We start from the raw sequence: 18,113 nt of genomic DNA, 5'->3' as shown, positions 1-18,113 counted from the left end.
CGGGGCATTCGATTCCACGCGAGGCGGGCGGCTGCCCCCTCGCGCTCCCCCGCCCCGACACAGCCCGATTCTGCTCAACCAAGGTTTTTCGACACGCTGAGCCGCCGCGCAGTGTGCATGGCGGCTCAAATCTCCCTGTCAGTCAGGCTTTTTCTTGTCTTCCTCGGTGATAGGCCGGATCACCCGGCAGGGATTTCCCGCGGCCACCACCCCGGAGGGGATGTCGTGGTTGACCAGGCTGCCCGCGCCGATGACCACATTGTCCCCGATGGTCACCCCCGGCACCACCGTCACCCCGGCGCCAATCCACACGTTGTTGCCCACCCGAATGGGCCTGGCATACTCCAGGCCGCTGTTGCGGGCCTCCGTGTCGATAGGGTGCCCGGCGGTGTGGAATCCGCACTGGGGCGCGATGAACACATTGTCCCCAAAGGTGACGCCGCCGCCGTCCAGAATCACGCAGCCGTGGTTCATATAAAAATTCTCCCCGATGGAGATGCCGTAGCCGTAGTCACACCAGAAGGGCTGCTCAATGCAGAACCGCTCCCCCGTGCTGCCCAGCAGCTCCCGCAGGAGCGCGTTCCGGCCGTCCCAGTCGGTGTACCGCATCTGATTGTAGGCCCAGCACTTGTCCTTGCAGGCCGCCCGGTCGGCGATCAGCTCCGGGTCGGTGTCCGCGGCATAGAGCTGGCCGCACTGCATTTTTTCCTTTTCCGTCATAGGTCTCTCCCCCTGTTCCGGTTGTCTCAGCTTCAACATACGATTTTTCTCCCTGTTTGTCAACCCCCGCTCTTGGCGAAAGGGCGGATGCCTGCTATAATAATAAAAATACCATTTCAGAGAGGTGTGCCCATGGAAGGTCCCGCAGTCAGCATCATTGTCCCGGTCTATAACGTCAAGCCCTATCTGGAGAAATGCCTCTCCAGCATCCGGTTCCAGACCTGCCGGGACTTTGAGGTCCTGCTGGTGGATGACGGCAGCACCGACGGCAGCGCGGATATCTGCCGGTCCTATGTGGCTCTGGACAGTCGCTTCCGCCTGCTGGAGCAGGCCAATGCCGGCGCGTCGGCGGCACGGAACCTGGGTATGGTGCACTCCGCCGGGCGGTATCTCCAGTTTGTGGACGGGGATGACTGGCTGCCCACCGACAGCGTGGAGATTCTCCTCCACACCGCCGCGTCCACCGGCTCCGATCTGACGGTGGCCCACTTCTACCGGGTGGCCGGAGAGCGGTGTGCCGCCCGGGGGCATATCCGGGAGGAATGCGTTATGACCCGGACGGAGTACGCCGAGCACATGGTCAAGGCACCCGCCAACTTCTACTACGGCGTCATGTGGAACAAACTCTACCGCAGGGCCATTGTGGAGGCCCACAGCCTCCGCTGTCCCGCCGACGTGGCCTGGTGCGAGGACTTTCTTTTTAACCTGGACTATATCGCCTGCTGCCGTCTCATCGCGGCGGTGCCCAGGCCGGTGTACTACTACCGCAAGCGGGAGGACAGCCTGGTCAATACCCAGACCACCCTGCGCAAGGTCATCCGTACCAAGACGCTCACCTTCAGTGAATACAAGGAATTCTACCAGCAGCTGGATCTGTATGAAAACCGGAAGCTCCAGGTCTACCGCTACCTGTTCTCCGCCGCTGCGGACGGTTCAGTCGGTCCTCTGGCCCGCCCCCTCTCGCTGCCGCCCAGAGAAAAGCCTGCCGCCCGCCGCAGAGAAAAAAAGCAGGATTAACTCCCCCTATTCGCCGGCGGCGCCGGCATCTGACAGGAGGTATGTCTTATGTCCCTGCTCAGGCAGAATGGTTCCGGACATCTTGCGGCGCTGTGTGCCATCATCATCTGGGGCGGCGCCTTTGTGGCCGCCCAGATAGCGCTGGAGGCGATGAGTCCCACTGTGCTGATGTTCCTGCGTATTGCCATCGCCGTCCTGGCCACCACGCTCATCCACCCCCGCCCCCTGGGCTGGCTGGGCTGGAGGACAGAGGGGTATTACGTTCTGGGGGGCCTGCTGGGCATCTTCTTCTACTACTATCTTCAGAACGCGGCCCTGATCTACACCAGCGCCTCCAACGTGTCGGTGCTGTGCGCCCTGGCGCCCATCGTCACCGCCCTGGCCGCGCCGCTCCTGCTCCGCACCCCGCGGCCTCACGGCCTGTTCTACGCCGGCTGCCTGCTGGCCGCCGCCGGGTCCGCCCTCACGGTGTACAACGGCAGCGCTGTGCTCCAGCTCAACCCCCGGGGGGATGTGCTGGCCCTGCTCAACGCGGTGGTATGGGGCCTCTACGCCATTGCCAGCAAGAAAATCAGCTCCTTTGGCCATCCCCTCATCCCCTCGGTGCGGAAAATGTTCGTGTACGCGCTGCTCTTCTCGGCGGTCCTTCTGCTGTTCCAGGGTGTGCAGGTCCAGCCGGAGGAGCTGGTCCGGTGGGATGTGCTGGGGTCCGTCGCCTACCTGGGCCTCCTGGCCTCCACGGTATCCTACCTGCTGTGGAACTACGCCATCCAGCAGCTGGGCTCGGTCCGGGCCTCCACCTACATCTATCTGGAGCCTCTGGTCACCATGGCGGTGGCCGCCGCCATGCTGGGGGATTCCATCACCTGGATTGCCCTGCTGGGCGCGGCGCTCATCATCGGCGGACTGTTCCTCACCAAGCTGAAGCAGGCGGGCGCCTGAGGCTCCCCATGAAAAACCCCGGCATAAATTTTCAGGCGGGCGCTTTTTGCCTGAGATTTTTAAGATGATAAAAAGGCGCGGAGCATCGGCTCCGCGCCTTCTGCTGTCGAAAAAGTCCAGGGACTTTTTCGACAGCCTTCAAAAATGCCATTACTTTTGCGCCGCACAGCAGCGCAAAAGTCCTCGCTCCGCTCCCCGGAAGCCTTGCTGTGCAAGGCTTCCGGGGCATTCGATTCCATGCGAGGCGGGCGGCTGCCCCCTCGCGCTCCCCCGCCCCGACACAGCCTGATTCTGTTCAACCGAGGTTTTTTGACACGCTGAGGCGCGGAGCATCAGCTCCGCGCCTCTCTATGCGTCTTTCTTTACACGTTCCCGCCGAACTCGGAGAAAAACTTGTTGTGGATGGCCTGCACCGCCCGGTCAGCGTCGTCCGCGTCCACCAGAACGGAGACCTTGATCTCGCTGGTGGAGATCATGTTGATGTTGATGCCCGCGTTGTACAGCGCCTCAAACATGAGAGAGGCCACGCCGGGATTGTTGATCATGCCCGCGCCCACAATGGACACCTTGGCAATATTGTCGCTGACGTCGATATGGTCAAAGCCCAGGTAGGATTTGTTCTCCTCCAGCAGGCGCTTGGCCTCGTCCTTGTCACTCTTGGTGACGGTGAAGCTGATATCCTTGGTGTCGCCCCGGCCGATGGACTGGAGGATGATATCCACGTTGATCCTGGCCTTGGCCAGCAGGGAGAAAATCTTAAAGGCAATGCCCGGAGTATCGGCCAGGCCCACCAGGGCCAGCCGGGCCACGTCCTTGTCCTTGGCTACGCCGCTCACATGCATCTTTTCCACGTTCTTCACGACCTCCTTGACTTTGGTCCCGGGGTTACCCGAGAAGCTGGAGAGCACCTCCAGGTTGACATTGTACCGCTTTGCCATTTCAACAGACCGGTTGTGGAGCACCTGGGCGCCCAGCGTGGCCAGCTCCAGCATCTCGTCAAAGGTAATCTCGTCCAGTTTTTTCGCGCCCTCCACATGGCGGGGATCGGCGGTATAGACGCCGTCCACATCGGTGTAGATCTGGCACAGATCCGCGTGCAGGCTGGCCGCCAGCGCCACGGCGGAGGTGTCCGACCCGCCCCGGCCCAGGGTGGTGATGTCGTCATACTTGTTGATGCCCTGGAAGCCGGTGACAATCACGATGCACTTCTTGTCCAGCTCGGCCAGAATCCGCTCCGGCGCCACCCGCTTGATGCGGGCGTTGGAGTAGGCCGAGTTGGTGCGCACACCGGCCTGCCAGCCGGTGAGGGAGATGACCGGATAGCCCATGGCCTCAATGGCCATGGCGCACAGGGAGCAGGAGATCTGCTCGCCGGTGGACAGGAGCATATCCATCTCCCGCTTGGAGCCGTTGGGATTGATCTCCGCGGCCTTGGCAATCAGGTCGTCGGTGGTATCGCCCTGGGCGGACAGCACCGCCACCACGCTATGTCCACGGCGGTAGGTCTCGGTGATGATGCGGGCCACATTGCGGATTTTATCCGCATCCGCCACCGAGCTTCCGCCAAATTTCTGTACAATGAGTCCCATTTCTATGTACCCCCAATGAGTGTGTTTCTCAGCGGCACACCGGAAACGCGGCCTGGCCCCGGCCCAGTCCGGACCGGTCCAGGCCCTGTTCCGCCTGCCCTATTCTATGCCGCCGGACAGCCGCTGTCAATCCAGAACACGGAAGAGCGAGCACTTCTCCATGCCGGCCAGCCTGCTTTCCACCTGGCTCCGGGTCATGGGTCCGGTGAGGAATGCGGTCTCCTTCGCCGGCGCGCCCGCACGGGCCAGGAAATTCACGTCCCCAAAGGCGGCGCGCACCGCGTCCGCCTCCGCAATGGCCCGGACATACCAGGCGCTCTCCAGGCTGTCGGTGGAGGCCACCACGTCGTCCCCGCCGGGGCCCCACGCCACATACTTCATGGACTTGATGTGCCGGGCGGCGTCCATCACGTCGGCCACCACCGCGCTGGCGGTGGGCAGCTTACCGGCGCCCCGCCCATAGAACATCACGTCGCCCACCGCGTCGCCCCGGACCGTGATGGCGTTGAACACGTCCTCCACGCCGCCCAGGGGATCCTCGCTGCTGACCAGATGGGGCGCCACATAGGCGCACACCCGGCCGTCCTTCTGGCGGATGGCCCGGCCCAGCAGCTTGATCTTCCGCCCGCAGGCGTCGGCGTAGGCCACGTCGGCCAGGGTCACCTTGGTGATGCCCTCCGTGGGCACCTGGCTGGGGTAGATGTGCCGCCCGAAGGCCAGAGCGCCCAGGATGCAGATCTTCCGGCAGGCGTCGTGGCCCTCAACGTCGGCGGTGGGGTCCTTCTCGGCGTAGCCGTTCTGCTGGGCCTCCTTCAGCGCCGCCTCAAAGGACAGCCCCGCCTTGATCATCCGGGTGAGGATATAGTTGGTGGTGCCGTTGAGGATGCCGCAGATCTCCTCAATCTCGTTGGCCGCCAGGCAGCGGCTCAGGGGCCGGATGATGGGGATGCCGCCGCCCACGCTGGCCTCAAAGAGATAGCTCACGCCGTGCTCCTTGGCCAGGCTGAGCAGGTCGTACCCGCAGGTGGCAACCAGCTCCTTGTTGGAGGTCACCACGCTCTTGCCCGCCTTCAGCGCCCGCTCGGTGAACTCCCGGGCGATTCTCGCGCCGCCGATGGTCTCCACCACAATGTCCACCTCGGGGTCGTTCTCAATGACGCTGAAATCGTGGACAATCTTGTCGCCGAAGGGGCTGTCCGGGAAGTCCCGCACGTCCAGAATGTATTTCAGACAGATGGGGGCGTGGACCTTTTCGTCAATATGGGTGTGGTTCTTGGCCAGCACCTCGGCTACGCCGGAGCCTACCGTGCCGAAGCCCAGAATCGCTACATTTACTGCCATATCCATTCTTCCTCTCTGTATCGCTGTAATGGGTTCGACAGGCTCTCAGCCCGCCAGAATCTCGCACCGGATGACGCCCTCCTGGGCTGCCACACGGTTCATCAGGTCCTCCACCGGCTCCTCCAGTCCGGAGGTCTCCGCGCCGATGGTCACCGCCGCGCAGCCGCTCACCGGAATGCCCTGGTTGATGGTGAGAATATTCCCGCCCGTCCGGGCAAAGATATTCAGGACCGCGGAGAGCACGCCCGGCTCATCCTTCATCATGATCTGGAAGGTGACAATCCGTCCGTTGAGCATGTCGTTGAAGGGCCGGACCGCGTCCTTATACTTATAAAAGGCGCTGCGGCTGATGCCCGCCACCTTGGTGGCCCGGTTGACGGTGTCCGCCTCTCCGGTCTCCAGCATCCGTTTGGCCTCCGCTACCTTGAGGAACACCTCAGGCAATGCCTCGGCATCCACAATGAAGTATTTGGGTTTCTTTGCCATTCTATGCAGCCTCCAGGCTTCTTGTCTTTGTAACAAGGTCATTTGTCTGTGTGTGAACTTCATTTTAGCACAGCGCGGGACTGGACGCAAGTCTGAACGCCGGGCAGATTCCAACAGATTTCCCTCTTTTAAATCCAAATATTCCGTCATTTTTAACAGGAGGTCCTGTCCGTGGCTGAAAAACGCCTTGTCCGCATCCTGCTGACCCTGCTCTGCGCCGCTCTGGCCGCCGCCGGGGTGTGGCTGGCCCTCACCGTGCTGCTGCCCTGGGTGCTGCCCTTCCTGCTGGCCCTGGGGCTGGCATGGATGATGGAGCCGGCCGTAACACTGCTGACGGGCCGGTTCCGGCTCAGGCGCGGGCTGGCCGCTGCCCTCACCACCGCGGGGCTGGTCCTCCTGCTCTGCGGCGCGCTGGGCCTTATCCTGTGGCGGGTGGGGTACGAGCTGGCCCTGCTGCTGGGCCGCCTGCCCGTGCTGCTCGCCGGCCTGCCCGCGCTGGGCGACCAGGTGGGCGACTGGGCCTACCGCTTTATTGTGGCCCTGCCCGTTCAGCTCCAGGACTTCGCAAAAGACGCCCTGGACGGCTTTATCCGCCAGGGCATCTCCCTGCCCGCCAAGCTCTACGACAGCCTGGCCGGCATTGCCGCCGGGGCCGCCGCCGCTGTGCCCGACGCCATGCTCTTCCTCTTCACCACCGCCCTGGCCGCCTTCTTCACCAGCGCCGCCCGGCCCCAGGTGCTCGCCTTCCTCTCCCGGCAGATGCCGGTCTCCTGGCGGGACAGGCTGGGGAAGGCCGTCCCCGTGCTCAAGACCGCCCTGGGCGGCTGGCTGCGTGCTCAGGGCCTGCTGATGCTCATTACCTTCGGTGAGCTGACAGCGGGCTTGCTGATCCTGCGGGTGGATTTGGCCCTGCTGCTGGCCGCCCTGGTGGCTCTGGTGGACGCACTGCCCGTCTTTGGTACAGGGACAGTGCTCCTCCCCTGGGCCCTGTTCTCCCTCCTGTCCGGGGACTGGAAGCGGGCCCTGGGGCTGGCCGCGCTCTACGGCCTTGTGTCCGCCGTGCGCAGCCTGCTGGAGCCTAAACTGGTGGGCCAGAAGGCGGGGCTTCCCCCTCTGGCCGCCCTCTTCGCCATGTATGTTGGATTCCATGCCTTCGGCGTGTGGGGTATGATCCTCTCCCCTCTGGCGGCGGTCCTTCTCAAACAGCTTCACGACAGCGGCATCTTTCGCCTCTGGCGGGACAGCCCTTAGAACAAGCTCAGCTGGCCGTCCCCGCTCCGGGCCGGCCTGGCCACCTGCTCCGTGCCCAGTGCCTCCGGCGGGATGTCCGCCAGGAAAGGGGAGGGCTCCGGCCCGGTGACCAGAATCAGCTCCTCCATGGCCCGGGTCATGCCCACGTAGAACAGCCGCCGCTCCTCCGCCGGGTCGGACGCCCTGCGGCGGGACCGGTAGGGCAGCAGCCCCTTCTCCACCCCGCAGAGGAACACCACCGGGAACTCCAGGCCCTTGGCTGCGTGGAGGGTGGTCAGTGTCACATATCCGGCCCTGTACCCCTGTCCGGCGCTGCGCAGCAGGTCGGCCTCCCGGCCCACGGTCAGGCTGAAAAGAAAGTCCTCCATCCGGCGGTGGAACACCGCCATGTTCATCAGCCGCTCCAGGGGCTCCATCCCCGCCTGGCCTGCCGCCCGGCCGTAGGCCTTCAGCAGCCGGACCGGCTTGTCCCGGCCCATGAGGGGCGCCAGCTGCTCCATCAGCGCCCGAAAGCGGGACAGGCCATCCACATCAGGACAGGCCGCCTCAGCGGCTCTGGCCCGCTCCACAGGGCTGCCCGTCCCCTGCTTCCATGCCTCCACCGCCCTGCGCGCCGTCTCCAGCGGGCAGTCAAAGCCCAGCATCAGGGCCAGGGACGGGTCCTCCCGCTCCGGCCAGGCCAGAGCGCGGAAAAAGGCCAGGGCCCCCCGGACCGCCCGGTGGGTGAGGAAGCCGCCCCGCCCCGCCACCGCACAGGGGATGCCCTCTTTCCGCAGGCACTCCTCCAGCAGCTCCAGCTGCCGCCGGGTGCGGCAGCATACCGCAAAGTCGGAGAAGGTGCGGGCGGCCTCCCCGCCGGCGGACACCATGTCCATGCCGCCCACCTGGCGGCCGATCTCCCGGGCCACGAAAATTCCCTGGGACAGGGGGCTGTCCGCCGTCACCAGCCGCACCGCGCCGCCGGGGCCGGGGACGCTGTGAATGCCCCGGGGGCCGCCGCCGTTCTTCTCAATGACCGGCAGGGCGCAGCGGAGAATCTCCGCCCGGGAGCGGTAGTTCGCCGTCAGGCGGACGGTGCATACCTGGGGCCAGTCCTCCGCCAGGCGCTGCCAGCAGGCCCCGTCCCCGCCCCGGAAGCCGTAGATGGACTGGTCCGGGTCGCCGATGACAAACAGGCTCTCCCCCGCCCGGTTCCAGGCCCGCAGCAGGCGGTACTGAATGGGGTCGCAGTCCTGGAACTCGTCCACCAGCAGGTGGGTAAAGGACCGCAGGTCCTTGTCCGCCGCTCCCTCTGCCCGGGCCAGCTCGGCAAGCAGCAGGTCGTCAAAGTCCATGGCTCCCCGCTCCGCCAGCATGGCCTGATAGGTATCGCAGGCCTTCTGCTCCGCCTCGCTCAGCTCCACGGGCAGGCCGTTCTTCTCCATGGACACCGCCCGGAGCAGTCCCTCGGGGGACATTATTTCTCCTGCCGCCATCTCTGCCAGGGCCAGGCTCTCGGACTGGTCCAGCAGGCACACGCCGGGCTGGTTTTTCAGGCTGATGGCGTGGAAGGTGCCCACCATCAGGCCCCGCAGGGCCCGCTTACCCCCCAGTACATGCTCCAGCCTCTGCCGGAGCTCCTCCGCCGCCCGGTTGGTGAAGGTGACCGCCGTAATGTTCCCGGCGCTCACCCCGCAGTCCTCAATCAGATGGGCGATACGGTAAGCCAGTGTGCGGGTCTTTCCGGTGCCCGGTCCGGCGGACACCGCCACTACCCGGCCATCTGCCTCCACGGCGGCCCGCTGGGCCTCATTGAGCCCGGCAGCGGCGGCGGCGTGCCTCTGCAGCCTCTCCCCCGCCGCCTGTTTCACCGGCAGGGACTTGCTCTCCTTCACCTTCTTTTTGGCGGGAGCAGCAGTGCCGAACAGGCTCACCTGCCCGCTGAGGGCCTCCCGCTCGGCGTCGGTCAGCAGGCTGATTTTGCCGTACACCCCGTCGTAGCCCGCCGTCCGCTCCACCTTCCCGCTGCGCAGGCGGCGGATGCCCTCGGCCACGCAGGGCCCGGCAGTATGCTCAATGTCCTCCACCGGCGCGTCCCGCAGGATGTGGAACTCGGGACCAAGCCGGGAGATCATGTGCTCATAGAGGGCGGCGTTCTTTTTGCTCTCCGGGCTGCCCCCCAGGGAGGCGGCGATGACCTCGGGCAGAGGCACCAGGCTCTGGAAGTCCTTTGCCCCCTGGGGGCGGAAGCCCTCCGGCCGATCGGCCAGCTCCTCCACCCGGTGGAGCACCCCCACGGTCAGCTTCTTCCCGCACACCGGGCACCGCCCTCCTGCCGCCACCGTCTCCACCGGCGTCAGGCATTGGCCGCAGGTCCGGTGGCCGTCCAGGTGGTACTTCCCCTCTTCGGGGAAAAACTCCAGGGTACCCAGCAGGCCCTCGCCGGTGCACAGGGCCCGGCAGAGGCTGTCGTAATCGGGGTTGATGTCAAGCAGATCCGCTTCACGGCCCAGTTTGGCGGGAGAGTGGGCGTCCGAGTGGGACACCAGCTGGTAGCCGTCCAGGGCGGAGAGCCGCCAGTTCATGGGCGGGTCGGAGGACAGGCCGGTCTCCAGGGCGTGGATCTCCCCGGTCAGGTCCCCAAAGCAGTCCTCCAGGCGGTCAAAGCCGGAGAAGGCCCCAAAGACGGAGAAGTGGGGCGTCCAGATGTGGGCGGGGATAAACACCGCCCGGGGGCAGGCCTCCAGGGTGATCTCCAGCAGGTCCCGGCAGTCCAGGCCCAGAATGGGCCGGCCGTCGGAGCGGATGTTGCCGATGGCCTCCAGCCGGCGGGACAGCTCCTCCGCCGCCTCCAGGTCGGGCAGGAGGATAAGGCTGTGGACCTTCCGCACTTTGCCGTCCTTCTTGTAGATGGTGCTGATCTCCCCGGTGACCACAAAACGGGGCGTACCCACGCCGGGAACCTCTTCGGACAGACGGCAGGCCTCCTTCAGCACATACAGGCCGTCCCTGTCCCGCTCCAGCTTTTCCGCCAGCTCCGCCCGCCAGGCCGGGTGGGTGAAGTCGCCGGTGCCCACCAGGCCGATGCCCTTCCGCCTGGCCCACAGGTCCAGATGCTCGGGTACGCACTGGGCGCTGGTGGCCCGGGAATATTTGGAATGGATATGCAGGTCCGCAATCATACCGCTGCTCCTCTCCGCCCCTGTCCGGCGCATAAAATACCCCCGGCCTTCCGGCCGGGGGGTGAAAGGCTGCTTCTCTTATTCCTCCGGAATGCGCCCGGCAATATGCTCCTTAATCTTCTGGAACGTCTCGTCCGACACGTCGTGCTCAATACGGCAGGCGTCCTCCGCCGCCGTCTCCGGCGAGACGCCCAGGGCCACCAGCCACTTGCACAGAAAACGATGCCGTTCATAGATGCGGGAGGCAATCTCCATGCCCGCGTCGGTCAGGTCGATGAGACCTTCCTTGTCCATGGTGATGTAGCCGTTCTCCCGCAGCAGGCTCATGGCCCGGCTGATACTGGGCTTGGAAAAATCCATCTTGCGGGCAATATCGATAGAGCGCACCGCGCCCTTTTCCTCCTTGAGCATCAGGATGGTCTCCAAGTAGTTCTCCGCGGATTCCTGAATCTTCATGACACACCTCCGGTTTTTCTCGCCGTTGGACGCCGCCGCCGGGCGGCAGGGTACGCGCCGGGCGTCCGGACAGGCCTTCCGCCGGGCGCCGCACCATCCATTTTTATCAATTTTAGCATAGCGGGCCCCGAAAGGCAAGGAGCGAATTCCACCTGGGGCGGACAGGCGCGGAAGCCCCCCGGCTCATGCCGGGAGGCTTCCTGAATGAGACAGTGTTCTTCCGCTATGCCGCCGGAATATAGGACTCCTCCGGCGGCTGAGTGCCTCCCGGCGTGGGGCTGGGCGTGGGCGTCGTCTCGCCGCCCTCCCCCTCCTCCGGCGGGGTGGTCTCCCCGGGGGTCGTGGGCTCCCAGGGGTCGTTTCCGGGCGGCGTACCGCCCGGCGTGGGCCAGGTGCTGCTGTCCTCAATGTCAAAGCCGGGCCACTGCTCCTGGGTAGGCCAGGTGTCCGGGTTGAGGAAGTCAAAGGTCTCCGGGTCGTAGGGCTCCGGCTCGGTGGTCTCCACAACGGGCCAGGTGCTCTCGTCCTCCGGGTCAAAGCCGGGCCACTGGGCCTGGGTGGGCCAGGTGGTCTTGTCGTCAATGTTGAAGGTGGCCGGGTCGTAGGGCAGAACCTCGTTGTGGACGGTGCAGTAGGCCGCCGTCCCCGCCTGGAGCAGGTAGTCCTTGGTGAAGATATCGTCGGCAATGCTGTAATTGCTGCCCACCCGCTCCCGGACAAAGTCCAGTACCGACACGGTGGACTTGCTGGACTCCGGGCAGTTATCCCCGGCGATGTGGTACATGCCGGTGGGATTGCCGCTGCTGTTGAGGAAGGGGTCGTCCAGGCACACGGTCACCATCCCGCCCTCGGGGAAGGGGGTGGTGTTGTGGACGGTGCAGTACTCGGTGGGCGCATCGCCGGCGAAGTAGTACTCCCTCACGGTCTGGAGGCCCCTGGGGTCCATTGCGCAGGCGTCGGTGGCAATCATGCCGCTCTCGGCGCAGATGGTCACCTCCGTCAGGCCGTCGGGCTGGGGGAAGTCCTTGTTCTCCAGTCCGGCGTGGATCTGGCTCATCACCTTCTGCCACATCTGGGCGGCCGGGTTGCCGTTGGCGCTGACGCGCTCCTGCTGGTCGTAGCCGCACCAGACGGCAGCGGTATAGTAGGGCGTGTAGCCCACAAACCAGCGGTCCCGGTTGGAGTTGGTGGAGCCGGTCTTGCCGGCCACGGTCATGTTTTCCAGAACGGCCTCGTAGCCGGTGGCGATATTGCCGCTGACCCGGTCATAGCTCACCACGTCCTGGAGCATGGAGTTGATATACCAGGCGGTGGTGTCCTTCACGGCGGTGACGGGTACCCGGTCCTCGCTGGTGTCCAGCAGAACGTTGCCGTTGGAGTCCAGCACCCGGTAGTAGGTGCGGCTCTCCAGATAGGTGCCGCCCCGGGGGAACACGGAGTAGGCGGTGGCCATCTCCCGGACGGACACGCCGTTGGTCAGACCGCCCATGGACAGCGGCGCCAGGGCCACGTCGGTCAGGGTCCGGCCGCCCGACTCCTTCTGATACACCAGGCCGTCATCACTGTTGGTGAAGCCCAGCCTGGTGGTCAGGAAGTCAAAGGATGCCTGAGGTGTCAGCATGGCCAGGGCCTTGATGGCCACGGCGTTGGAGGAGATCTTGACGGCGTCCCGGACGGTCATGCGGCCCAGGTAGCTGCCGTAGGAGTTGCTGGGGTAGGGGCTGCCCCCCTCCAGCTGATAGGGGCTGTCGTCAAAAACGGTGCCCGGGGTGATGAGGCCCATGTCCAGCGCGGGGGCGTAGACGGACAGGGGCTTAAAGGCGGAGCCGGGGGCCCGCTTGCTGTCGGTGGCGCGGCTCCAGATGCGGCTGCCCTCCTTCTCACCCATGCCGCCGGACAGGGCTACAATATTGCCCTCCGGGTCCACGATGACGATGGCAGACTGGAGCTGCTGGCCGGAGGATGAGATGTAGGGCAGATTATCCATGTTCTCATAGACCGAATCCACAATGTTCTGGATGTCCATATCCAGGCAGGTCTCGATGGTCAGGCCACCGTAGTAGATCATGTTCAGCGCGGTGGTCTCGGAGTAGTCATACTTCTCCATCAGGTCGGCCACCACGTCGTCAATCACCTGGTCCTCATACCAGGTATAGGCGGTCTCATCCCGCTCCTCGTCCTCGCCCCGGACAAAGTTCAGCCCCGCGTCCAGCTCGGCCTTGGCCTGGTCGTACTCCTCCTGGGAGATCATCTCCAGCTCCAGCATCCGGCCGATGACCAGCTTGGCCCGGTAGGTGTTGTTCTCCCGGTTGAGGTAGGGGTTGTACATGGAGGGGTTGTTGGTGATGCTGATGAGGCTTGCGCACTCGGCCAGAGAGAGCTCCGACACGTTCTTGCCGAAGTAGGTGTAGGCCGCGGTATAAACGCCGTTGCAGCGCTCGCCCAGGTAGATATAGTTGAGGTATGCCTCCAGAATCTGATTTTTGGAGTACTTCTTCTCAAACTCCAGGGCCCGGAAAATCTCCAGAATCTTCCGCTGGACCGTCACCTCCTTCTCGGTGGTCAGATTCTTGATGAGCTGCTGGGTGATGGTGGAGCCGCCCTGGACGTCACCGCCGGTAAACATGGTCAGCACGCCTCTGGCTGTGCGGATCCAGTCCACGCCGTGGTGCTCCCGGAAGCGGTGGTCCTCAATGGCGATGGTGGCGTTGATGAGGTCCTCGGGAATGTCCTCATACTCCACCCAGACGCGGTTGCCGTCCGTGCCGTAGATGGTGCGCAGCTCCTGAAGGCTGCCGCTGCTGTCGGTGTAATACATGGTGCTGGAGAGGGACATATCTACAATAAAGTCGCCCAGATTCAGATCGGTCTGAGGCATGATCACCTGCTGAATATAGACCGCCGCAAAGCAGGCCAGAAACGCGCAGGTGGTGATGCCCACCAGGAGCAGCGTGCCCAGAACCTTGCCGATGGTGGCAAAGACATGGCCCACTGTACTGCCCTTTTTTCTGCGTTTTCTGCGCCGCGGCGCCGGGGTCTGGCCCTGGCTTCCTCCCCGGGCCTCGTTGGTATTTGCCAAAATAACACCTCCGTAAGATATGGTGCTCTATACAATCCGTTGCTGTTTCCTGTCTCCACGCGCCAATGGTTACACCCCACCAGCATAAAAGGTATTATAAACACAAATCGCCCTCTTGTCCACCCTAATGATTTACAATTCCGCCCCCGTGTAAACAGAAGATAAAATTTGGCTCGTCCCTCTCTTGCTTTTTTTCTGCATTCAGGTTACAATACCAGTGTGAACATCGGAAAGGACACGGTGCATACTATGAGCGAAGAGTACGGCGCGGATTTCATCACCATCACAGATGAGGACGGCAACGAGTTCGAGCTGGAGCATCTGGACACGCTGGAGTACAACGGCGAGACCTACATGGCCTTCTTCCCCACCGTGGAGGACGGTAAGGACGTGGAAGAGGTGGACCTGGACGAGGAGTACGGCCTCATCATCCTGAAGGTGGTGGAGGAGAACGGCGAGGAGCAGCTCTCCACCCTGGACAGCGATGAGGAGCTGGAGCTGGTCTACCAGCAGTTTATGGAGCAGCTGTTTGCGGACGAGGAGGACGACCGGTAAGGTCTTCCTTTTTCCTCCCTGCTCGGTGCGTGATGGGCTTTATTTAAACCCACATTTCTTAAACGGGATGCCCCCTCATGGTGCGGATCGCAGGCCTCCCGACTCCCGAGGTCGGAAGTTGGAAGCGGAGAAACATCATGGAGGCAACCCACCTGCCATTTCGTGCAGGTTTTAAATGGGTCCACACGGCCAGAGCGGGGAGCGATAAAAACGACAGACCGCCTGCCGGCATTACGCCGGCAGGCGGTTCTTGCTTTACATATGGAACCTGCGCCGGACCTCCTCCCGCAGGGAGGGCACCCGGCGGACAATCACCAGGGGAATCACCAGCGCCGCGCATACCGTCATCACGATCAGGGACCAGCCGGGCCTCCAGGCGCCGGTAAGGAACTGGTCCACGAACAGCTCCACCCCCAGCAGGAACAGTCCGACGGCCCCGATGATCAGGGTGGTGGTGGTGAGGATGGACCGCCTGCCGCCCCGGAGGATCAGCCCCAGGCACAGCACAATTGCCCCGCCCAGCAGGATGATGGGCAGCGCCAGGTGCCAGTACCAGTCCCCGCCGTCCAGGTCCACCGAGATAAGGAATACATAGAGGGCCACGGCCAGCACGTCAAAGCCCAGCCGCAGGCACACGTGCATCCGCCGCAGCAGCAGCGGCAGCACAAACCAGATCCACAGCATAACCGACGCGCCGATGATATACAGCGACCAGGCCCGCTCCGCCCGCAGGAACAGATTCAGCACCCCGCAGCACACCGACACCGACAGCAGCATGGCGCTGATGAGCGCCGCCAGCTCCCACCGGGACGCCGGCGGCACCTCCCTCCGCTCCGTAGGGAAGGGCTTTGGCCCCCACATATCCACCGGCCGGTTGGGGTTGAGCACCGGCGTGTGGCACAGCGGACAGGACTGGGCGGTATCGTCCAGCTCCACGCCGCAGTTTACGCAGTATGACATATCCTTTCACCTCTCAGGCAGCTCTCCGGCCGTCAGTTTGTTCGGTTGCTCTCCACCCGCACGGGAATCCCTTCCTTCACCAGGTGGGTAAAAAAGCGCCGCTCCGTCTCGCTGGACACCCCTGTGCCCGCGAAGGTCACCTCCATCACATTTCCGTAGCTGATGGAGGCGCAGTGGGGCGAGGGCCGGGTGGCCTGACCCAGGATGACCTCCATCCGCTGGATGTGGGGCGCCATCTCAGGGGGCACCTTGAACTGGCCCGGGTTGGTGTAGGTGGCCGAGTATGGCCGGGCCGCCACCAGCCGGTAGGACAGGGACATGACCGGATTCTTCAGCACCACGGGAATCAGCTGGAGAAACCGGTTGGTGGTAAAGCGCACGTTTCCGGTGAACACCGCCCGCATCTCCTGCCGGTTGATGCTCAGCCGCATGAAGTGGTGCACCCGGTCCACAATCTCCTGGAAGGTGTACTCCCCCAGGGCGGGGTCGATGCAGGGCCGCACCGTGAGGATGAAGTTCCGCAGGGTTTTGGACGGGAACCAGCCGCGCAGATTGATGGGGATGGCCAGGGCCACCGGGCGGGGCCGGTGGGGCCGCTCCGCCGCCTGGTTGTCCATGATGGCCTGCATCAGCACCGCCGCCAGGTATTCCGTGATGGACGCGCCGTGGCTTTTGGCCACCTCCTTGAGCTTATCCACGGGCATGAAGCCCATGGTCACGTTCAGGGTGTAAAAGGGTTCCGCCTCACTGGTGTTGGCATAGGCCGTCTTCTGCCAGCCGCCCCGGAGCACCCTGCTCCCCGCGTAGCGGGAATAGGCGTCCTCCATCTCCTCCCTGGCCGGGGGCTCGTGAATGCTCAGCACGCCGCCGCCCTCGGGGATGTCCACCCCCGTCTCCCGCAGGTAGACCGCCAGCAGGGTGCGGAAAAAGGTCAGCGCGCCGCTGCCGTCCGACAGGGCGTGGAATACCTCCAGGGAGATGCGCCGCCGGTAGTAGTAAAACCGCACCAGCCAGCCGTTGTCCTCCTTGAACCGCACCGGCTGGCAGGGGTTGGCGATGTCCGGCCGGACAAAGGGGCCGGGGGCGTCGTTGGGCTCCAGGTAGTACCAGAACAGCCCCTGCTTGATCCGCACCCGAAATCCAGGGAACCGGGGCATCACCTTGTCCACCGCCCGCTGGAGGGCAGCCGGGTCCACTTCCTGGGTCATCACCGCCGAGAACCGGTAGATGGCCGAGTACCGCTCCTTCTGGATGGAGGCGTAGAGCACGCCCGCGTTGTCCAGCGGATACCAGTCCGGCTTTTCCTTCTTCTGCCTGGCCATCTTCTCTCCCTCTTCTCCCGGCCCGGGTTGAGCCGCTTCAGCATCTAACATTGTAACATGGCCGGCGCAAAACTACAACCCGCACCGCCGCCGCAAATTCTCCCTCTTTTCTTTTCCCGCCGGGCATAGTATGATATAGTCTATCCTCAACGTCACCTTATGCCCCGTCTGCGGGCATTTTCCCCCTATCTTCCCAAGGAGGTCCCAATGGAACACAAACCCGAAACGCGCAGGATGAAACTCATCCGCCCCGCCGGCCGCAGGGAGACCGCCGAGGACCGGCGGCTGGCCCCCATGATGCGGGCCCTCAAGGCCATCCACTCCGCCACCCTGCCCGAGTCCATGGCGCCGGAGGATTTGGAGCGGCAGCGGGCCGCTCAGGAGCTGCTGGGCCGTCTGGCCGCGCCCATGCTGGGCATGCGGTGGGAGCCCTTCACCCTGGATGACATGAACGCCGCCTGGGTCCGGCCCGAGCGGGGCCACGACCGGCGGCGGGCCGTGCTCTACTGCCACGGCGGCGGCTACACCAGCGGCAACCTGGGCTACTCCCGCCCCCTGGCCGCCAAGCTGGCCAACGTCACCGGCTGGGAGGTGATGGCCTTTGAGTACCGCCTGGCCCCGGAGCACCCCTTCCCCGCCGCCGCGGACGACGCCATGAAGGCCTGGGACTACCTGATGTACCAGGGCTACGGCGCGCGGGACGTCGTGGTGGCCGGCGACTCCGCCGGAGGCAACATGGCCCTGGTGCTCTGCCACCGGCTCAAGGCCATGGGACGCAGGCTGCCCGCCCGGCTTATCCTCATGTCCCCCTGGACCGACATGACCGCCAGCGGCCGGTCCTACACCGAGCGGGCCGCCCTGGACCCCACCATCACGCTGGAGTATATCAAGGCCGTCCGTACTGCCTACGCCAGGGATCACGACCTGGCCGACCCCCTTCTCTCCCCGCTCTTCGGGGACTTTACCGGCTTCCCGCCCACCCTGATTCAGGCGGGCAGCAACGAGCTGCTCCTCTCCGACTCCATCCGCCTCCGGGACCGGATGAACGCCGCCCAGGCGCCCTGCCGCCTGGAGGTGTGGAACGACATGTGGCACGTGTTCCAGATGTTCCCCGTCCGCAGGGCCAATCTGGCCATGGAGAGCATCGGCCGGTTCCTGCTGGAGCAGTTTTAAGCCCGGCGGAAACTTCTATTTACAGCAAGCAGCGCCGCCCTCCGCATTTTCAGCGGAGGGC

At 64.4% G+C, this 18,113-nt stretch carries 14 protein-coding genes and 1 other RNA gene; 6 read left to right on the top strand and 9 right to left on the bottom strand.

Annotation, left to right across the window (positions count from 1 at the left end):
• Positions 1–138: 138 nt before the first annotated feature.
• The gene (locus QZY67_RS05905) at positions 139–720 is read right to left on the bottom strand and encodes a sugar O-acetyltransferase (protein WP_295369043.1); all 582 of its coding nucleotides are present in this window, start codon (positions 718–720) and stop codon (positions 139–141) included.
• A 132-nt stretch (positions 721–852) separates the two neighbouring features.
• Here QZY67_RS05905 and QZY67_RS05900 point away from each other — a divergent pair, with 132 nt between their 5' ends.
• Together QZY67_RS05900 and QZY67_RS05895 are read left to right on the top strand one after the other, a co-directional pair.
• Positions 853–1,737, top strand: a complete 885-nt coding sequence (locus QZY67_RS05900; RefSeq protein ID WP_295369041.1) for a glycosyltransferase — start codon at positions 853–855, stop codon at positions 1,735–1,737.
• Positions 1,738–1,785: 48 nt separating this feature from the next.
• Complete coding sequence (locus QZY67_RS05895; RefSeq protein ID WP_295369039.1) at positions 1,786–2,679, top strand: DMT family transporter; 894 nt, start codon at positions 1,786–1,788, stop codon at positions 2,677–2,679.
• A 362-nt stretch (positions 2,680–3,041) separates the two neighbouring features.
• On the opposite strand, the gene QZY67_RS05890 is transcribed toward QZY67_RS05895, so the two are convergent.
• From QZY67_RS05890 to QZY67_RS05880, 3 genes are all read right to left on the bottom strand, one after another.
• A complete protein-coding gene (locus tag QZY67_RS05890) occupies positions 3,042–4,268 on the bottom strand; it encodes an aspartate kinase (RefSeq protein ID WP_294536125.1) in 1,227 nt (408 codons plus the stop codon).
• A 126-nt stretch (positions 4,269–4,394) separates the two neighbouring features.
• Positions 4,395–5,615 carry a homoserine dehydrogenase gene (locus tag QZY67_RS05885; protein ID WP_295369037.1) on the bottom strand — a complete coding sequence of 407 codons (1,221 nt, stop codon included), beginning with the start codon at positions 5,613–5,615 and terminating at the stop codon, positions 4,395–4,397.
• 39 nt (positions 5,616–5,654) lie between these two features.
• Complete coding sequence (locus QZY67_RS05880) at positions 5,655–6,095, bottom strand: ACT domain-containing protein (RefSeq protein ID WP_040647742.1); 441 nt, start codon at positions 6,093–6,095, stop codon at positions 5,655–5,657.
• A gap of 171 nt (positions 6,096–6,266) precedes the next feature.
• On the opposite strand from QZY67_RS05880, the gene ytvI reads away from it, so the two are divergent.
• The gene (gene ytvI / locus QZY67_RS05875; protein ID WP_295369034.1) at positions 6,267–7,346 is read left to right on the top strand and encodes a sporulation integral membrane protein YtvI; all 1,080 of its coding nucleotides are present in this window, start codon (positions 6,267–6,269) and stop codon (positions 7,344–7,346) included.
• Here ytvI and QZY67_RS05870 read toward each other — a convergent pair.
• From QZY67_RS05870 to QZY67_RS05860, 3 genes are all read right to left on the bottom strand, one after another.
• Positions 7,343–10,507, bottom strand: a complete 3,165-nt coding sequence (locus QZY67_RS05870) for a UvrD-helicase domain-containing protein (protein WP_295369032.1) — start codon at positions 10,505–10,507, stop codon at positions 7,343–7,345. The two genes, ytvI and QZY67_RS05870, sit on opposite strands and share 4 nt — an antisense overlap.
• Positions 10,508–10,585: 78 nt before the next feature.
• Positions 10,586–10,963 carry a metal-dependent transcriptional regulator gene (locus tag QZY67_RS05865; protein WP_294536135.1) on the bottom strand — a complete coding sequence of 126 codons (378 nt, stop codon included), beginning with the start codon at positions 10,961–10,963 and terminating at the stop codon, positions 10,586–10,588.
• Between the two features lie 223 nt (positions 10,964–11,186).
• Positions 11,187–14,042 carry a transglycosylase domain-containing protein gene (locus tag QZY67_RS05860; RefSeq protein ID WP_295369031.1) on the bottom strand — a complete coding sequence of 952 codons (2,856 nt, stop codon included), beginning with the start codon at positions 14,040–14,042 and terminating at the stop codon, positions 11,187–11,189.
• A 219-nt stretch (positions 14,043–14,261) separates the two neighbouring features.
• On the opposite strand from QZY67_RS05860, the gene QZY67_RS05855 reads away from it, so the two are divergent.
• Positions 14,262–14,597, top strand: coding sequence for a DUF1292 domain-containing protein (locus QZY67_RS05855; RefSeq protein WP_295369027.1), 336 nt, complete (start codon positions 14,262–14,264; stop codon positions 14,595–14,597).
• Positions 14,598–14,609: 12 nt separating this feature from the next.
• Positions 14,610–14,802: non-coding RNA, 6S RNA (gene ssrS / locus QZY67_RS05850), on the top strand.
• Between the two features lie 50 nt (positions 14,803–14,852).
• Here ssrS and QZY67_RS05845 read toward each other — a convergent pair.
• Both QZY67_RS05845 and QZY67_RS05840 read right to left on the bottom strand, forming a co-directional pair.
• On the bottom strand, positions 14,853–15,557 hold the full coding sequence (locus tag QZY67_RS05845) for a DUF6320 domain-containing protein (RefSeq protein WP_294533634.1): 705 nt from the start codon (positions 15,555–15,557) through the stop codon (positions 14,853–14,855).
• Positions 15,558–15,589: 32 nt separating this feature from the next.
• Positions 15,590–16,879, bottom strand: a complete 1,290-nt coding sequence (locus tag QZY67_RS05840; RefSeq protein WP_294533637.1) for a hypothetical protein — start codon at positions 16,877–16,879, stop codon at positions 15,590–15,592.
• A gap of 207 nt (positions 16,880–17,086) precedes the next feature.
• On the opposite strand from QZY67_RS05840, the gene QZY67_RS05835 reads away from it, so the two are divergent.
• Positions 17,087–18,052 carry an alpha/beta hydrolase gene (locus QZY67_RS05835; RefSeq protein ID WP_295369025.1) on the top strand — a complete coding sequence of 322 codons (966 nt, stop codon included), beginning with the start codon at positions 17,087–17,089 and terminating at the stop codon, positions 18,050–18,052.
• Positions 18,053–18,113 lie beyond the last annotated feature (61 nt).

This window comes from uncultured Pseudoflavonifractor sp. (assembly GCA_904419835.1).
In the GTDB taxonomy this organism is placed as follows: Bacteria; Bacillota; Clostridia; order Oscillospirales; family Oscillospiraceae; genus Pseudoflavonifractor.
This window is presented reverse-complemented; position numbering and strand designations above follow the sequence as displayed.